Source organism: Aromatoleum sp. (assembly GCF_035254505.1).
Lineage (GTDB): Bacteria > Pseudomonadota > Gammaproteobacteria > Burkholderiales > Rhodocyclaceae > Aromatoleum.
The window spans coordinates 1-4,316 of sequence record NZ_DATFAO010000069.1 but is presented as its reverse complement, the minus strand read 5'-3'; the positions used below and the strand labels follow the sequence as shown (position 1 = coordinate 4,316).

General features: G+C 66.4%; 5 protein-coding genes and 1 pseudogene. All 6 read left to right on the top strand.

The window, feature by feature from the left end:
• On the top strand, positions 1 to 279 hold a 279-nt coding region (locus tag VJ673_RS14195), incomplete at its 5' end, for an elongation factor 1-alpha C-terminal domain-related protein (protein ID WP_414635658.1).
• Between the two features lie 90 nt (positions 280 to 369).
• Positions 370 to 1,071, top strand: coding sequence for a sulfite exporter TauE/SafE family protein (locus VJ673_RS14190; RefSeq protein WP_324126780.1), 702 nt, complete (start codon positions 370 to 372; stop codon positions 1,069 to 1,071).
• A 42-nt stretch (positions 1,072 to 1,113) separates the two neighbouring features.
• Positions 1,114 to 2,799 carry a nitrite/sulfite reductase gene (locus tag VJ673_RS14185; protein ID WP_324126779.1) on the top strand — a complete coding sequence of 562 codons (1,686 nt, stop codon included), beginning with the start codon at positions 1,114 to 1,116 and terminating at the stop codon, positions 2,797 to 2,799.
• Positions 2,792 to 3,334 carry a DUF934 domain-containing protein gene (locus VJ673_RS14180; RefSeq protein ID WP_324126778.1) on the top strand — a complete coding sequence of 181 codons (543 nt, stop codon included), beginning with the start codon at positions 2,792 to 2,794 and terminating at the stop codon, positions 3,332 to 3,334. The genes VJ673_RS14185 and VJ673_RS14180 overlap by 8 nt, the downstream gene beginning before the upstream one ends.
• A complete protein-coding gene (locus tag VJ673_RS14175) occupies positions 3,331 to 4,101 on the top strand; it encodes a phosphoadenylyl-sulfate reductase (RefSeq protein ID WP_324126777.1) in 771 nt (256 codons plus the stop codon). Before VJ673_RS14180 ends, VJ673_RS14175 begins: the two co-directional genes overlap by 4 nt.
• Positions 4,102 to 4,162: 61 nt before the next feature.
• Positions 4,163 to 4,316 (top strand): annotated as a pseudogene (locus tag VJ673_RS14170) (sulfate adenylyltransferase subunit CysD); the annotation flags it as partial.

Below are 4,316 nucleotides of genomic sequence, written 5' to 3'. Positions count from 1 at the left end.
GCCGAGACGCCGCTCGACGCGCGCCGCCCGTACGTGCTGCGGCACACGACGCGCGAAGTGCGCGCGAAGATCGCGCGCATCGATCACCTGTGGAACGTCGCCACGCAGCAGGCGGAGCCGGCTCCCGCCACGCTCGCGATGAACGACATCGGCCGCGTCGCGCTCACGCTCGCGCAGCCGGTGTTTCCGGACCGCTACGACGCGAACCACGCGATCGGCAGCTTCATCCTGATCGACGAGACGACGAACGGCACGGTCGCCGCGGGCATGGTCCGCTGACGCGGTCGATCAGGTGCAGCTCGCGTACACGCTTTCGGTTTCGTGGTCGGCGCGATCGTCGGCGTGACTGGCGTCGGCGGCGGCTCGCTGATGACGCCGCTGCTGGTGCTGCTGTTCGGCATCCACCCGTCGGTCGCCGTCGGCACGGACCTCCTCTACGCCGCCATCACCAAGACCGGCGGGACGCTCGCCCATGGCCTTAAAGGCAGCGTGGACTGGAGGATCACCCGCCGCCTCGCCACCGGCAGCCTCCCGGCCGCGACCCTGACACTGATCCTGGTGGGCAAGTTCGCCCCGGGTGGCATCGAAGGCGCCGCCAGCCTCATCAAGGTCGCGCTCGGTTTCGCACTGCTGCTGACCGCCGTCGCTCTGATTTTTCGCAAGCAGATTCAGGGCTACGCCGTCAAACGTTTTGGCGGTGAGGCGAACCCGAGACGTATTGCTGCACTGACCGTCCTCACCGGCGCCGTGCTCGGCGTACTGGTGTCGATTTCCTCGGTCGGCGCTGGCGCGCTCGGCGTCACCGCGCTGTTCTTCCTCTATCCCGGCCTGCCGGCGCTGCGCATCGTCGGCTCCGACATCGCCCACGCCGTGCCGCTGACGCTGGTTGCCGGCGTCGGCCACTGGATCCTCGGCAGCGTCGACTGGTTCCTGCTCGGCAGCCTGATCACCGGCTCGCTGCCCGGCATCTGGGTCGGCAGCCATATTTCCACCAAACTGCCGGATCGGATCCTGCGTCCGATCCTTGCCACGATGCTGGTGCTCGTAGGCGCCAAGCTCATCACCCACTGATTTCCCGCCGGCACACCTTCCGGATTCAACGAGAGAGACGAGATGTACCGATACGACGAATATGACCAGCAACTCCTCGACGAGCGCGTTGCACAGTTCCGCGACCAGATGCGACGCCATCTCGCCGGCGAGCTGACCGACGACGAGTTCCGTCCCGTTCGCCTGCAAAACGGCCTCTACATCCAGCGTCACGCGCCGATGTTCCGGATCTCGGTGCCCTACGGCCATCTCGCGAGCCGCCAGTTGCGCAAGCTCGCCCACCTCGCGCGCACCTACGACCGCGGCTACGCACACTTCACCACGCGTACCAACGTCCAGTTCAACTGGTCGCCGCTGGAAGTCATCCCCGACATGCTCGCCGAACTCGCGACCGTGCAGATGCACGCGAACCAGACCTCGGGCAACGACATCCGCAACATCACCGCGGACGCGTTCGCGGGGGTCGCAGCCGACGAGATCGTCGATCCGCGTCCGTGGGCGGAGATCCTGCGTCAATGGGCCACCTACAACCCCGAGTTCGCCTACTTGCCGCGCAAGTTCAAGATCGCGCTCAACGCGGCAACCGAAGATCGCGTCGTACTGCGCGTCTACGACATCGGCCTCGACTTGAAGCGCGATGCCGAAGGCAATATCGGCTTCCGCGTGCTGGTGGGCGGCGGCCTGGGCCGCACGCCCATTCTCGGCGAAGAGATCGAAAGCTTCGTGCCGTGGCAGCATCTGATCACCTACTGCGAAGCGATCCTGCGCGTCTATAACCGCTACGGCCGGCGCGACAACGTCTGGAAGGCGCGCATCAAGATCCTCGTGAAGGCGCTCGGCGTCGAGGAATTCCGCTGGCAGGTGCGCGAGGAATGGGCGCACGCGAAGGATGGCCCGAATACGCTGACCGAGGCCGAAGTCGAGCGCGTCTCGGCGTACTTTGTCGATCCGCAGTACGAAGACCTGCCGGCCGACGACAAGCCGCATCATCATCACATCGTCGAAAATCTCGCCTTCGCCGCCTGGGTCAAGCGCAACGTCCGCGCGCACAAGAAGCCCGGGTACGCTTCCGTGACGCTGTCGCTGAAGAAGACCGGCATCGCTCCGGGCGACATCAGCGCGGAGCAGATGGATCTCGTCGCCGACTGGGCGGACCGCTTCAGCTTCGGCGAAGCGCGCATGACCCACGAGCAGAACGTCGTGCTGGCCGACGTGAAGCTGTCGGACCTGTACCCGCTATGGCAGCTCGCGCGCGACGCGGGCCTCGCGACGCCGAATATCGGCCTGCTGACCGACATCATCTGCTGCCCCGGCGGCGACTTCTGCAGCCTTGCGAACGCCAAGTCGATCCCGATCGCGCAAGCGATCCAGGAGCGTTTCGACGACCTCGACTACCTGTACGACATCGGCGAGATCGAAATCAACATCTCGGGCTGCATGAACTCCTGCGGTCACCATCACGTGGGCCACATCGGCGTGCTCGGCGTCGATAAGAACGGCGAGGAGTGGTACCAGGTCTCGATCGGCGGCGAACAAGGCAACTCGACCGCCCTCGGCAAGGTCATCGGCCCCTCGTTCGCGCGCGCGCAGATGGCCGACGTGGTCGAAAAACTCATCGAAACTTACATCGAACTCCGGCACCCCGACGAGCGCTTCGTCGACACGGTGCACCGCCTTGGCATCGACCCGTTCAAGCAGCGGGTCTATGGCAGCGAACAACTGACGCAAAGGAAGGTGGCGAATGCCTAAGCTGATCAAGAATGGCCGGATTGTCTCGGACGACTGGCAGATCGTCTCGCTCGCCGAGGGCGAGGCTGCCGCGGACGTGGCCCTGCCCGCCGGGCGCACGCTCGTTCCGCTCGCCGTGTGGCAGCAGCGCCGCGACGAACTCGCGCCTCGTGCGGAGCGCGGCGTACTGGGCGTATGGTTCGCCGCCGGCGAAGGCCCGGAGGACATCGCCGACGATCTCGCCCGTCTGTCCGTTATCGCGGTGGACTTCCCCAAGTTCACCGACGGACGCGGCTACTCGACCGCCACGCTGCTGCGCACACGCTATGGCTACACCGGTGAGCTGCGGGCGATCGGCGACGTGCTGCGCGACCAGTTCAACTACATGACGCGCAGCGGCTTCGACGCGCTGCAACCGCGCGCGGACCGCTACACCGACGGGCAACTCGAGGCCGCGGTCGCGAGCATCGCCGACTTCACGCAACCCTACCAAGCCTCGGCGACGCACCCGCAGCCGCTGTTCCGCCGCGTTGCGCGGGCCGGAGCTAAGGCATGAGCGGTGCCGTCTCGATGCTGCGTCCGGCCGCAAAGAACCCGGCCACGCATCCGGAGCTGACGCCCGACCTCGTCGAGATCGTCAGCGCGAAGACCGACGCGGCGCTCGAACTGCTGCGCGCCGCAGTCGCCGAATTCGGCGCCGCGGGCGAGATCACCTTCGCCAACAGCTTCGGCGCCGAGGATATGGTCCTCACCGACCTGATCCTGCGCGAAAAGCTGCCGATCGAAGTCTTCTCGCTCGACACCGGGCGGCTTCCCGCCGAGACCTACACCCTGATGGGCGAGGTCGAGCAGCACTACGACACGAAGCTGAAGGTGTTCTTCCCGAAGTCGGACGCGGTCGAGAACTACGTCCGCACGCATGGCATCAACGCCTTCTACGAGTCGATCGAGATGCGCAAGGCGTGCTGCCACATGCGCAAGGTCGAGCCGCTGCAGCGCGCGCTCGCCGGCAAGAAAGCCTGGATCACCGGCCTGCGCGCCGCCCAAGCCGCGACCCGCGTCGGGCTGCCGACGCGCGAGTTCGACGAGGGCAACCAGCTCGTGAAGTTCAATCCGCTGTCGGACTGGACCGAGACCGAGGTCTGGGCCTACATCCGCATGCACGAGACGCCGTACAACGCGCTGCACGACCAGTTCTATCCCAGCATCGGCTGTGCGCCCTGCACCCGCGCCATCGCCGTCGGCGAAGACGTCCGCGCCGGCCGCTGGTGGTGGGAAGACCCGACCTCCAAGGAGTGCGGGCTGCACGTCAAGAAGGGCTGAGCCCGGGGCGCCGCGACGACGCGGCGCCCAAGCACCGAATCCCCAACATCAAGAAGCAACCATGTCCACGCTGACCCGACAAACCCTGTCCCACCTCGACTGGCTGGAAGCCGAGGCCATCCACATCATGCGCGAGGTCGCCGGCCAGTGCGCGAACCCCGTGCTGCTCTTCTCCGGCGGCAAGGACTCGATCTGCATGCTGCGCATCGCCGAGA

Bases quoted from the DNA above. Each gene is read 5' to 3' on its own strand.
- VJ673_RS14190 (WP_324126780.1), top strand. From the start codon at position 370: ATGACGCCGCTGCTGGTGCTGCTGTTCGGCATCCACCCGTCGGTCGCC.
- VJ673_RS14185 (WP_324126779.1), top strand. From the start codon at position 1,114: ATGTACCGATACGACGAATATGACCAGCAACTCCTCGACGAGCGCGTT.
- VJ673_RS14180 (WP_324126778.1), top strand. From the start codon at position 2,792: ATGCCTAAGCTGATCAAGAATGGCCGGATTGTCTCGGACGACTGGCAG.
- VJ673_RS14175 (WP_324126777.1), top strand. From the start codon at position 3,331: ATGAGCGGTGCCGTCTCGATGCTGCGTCCGGCCGCAAAGAACCCGGCC.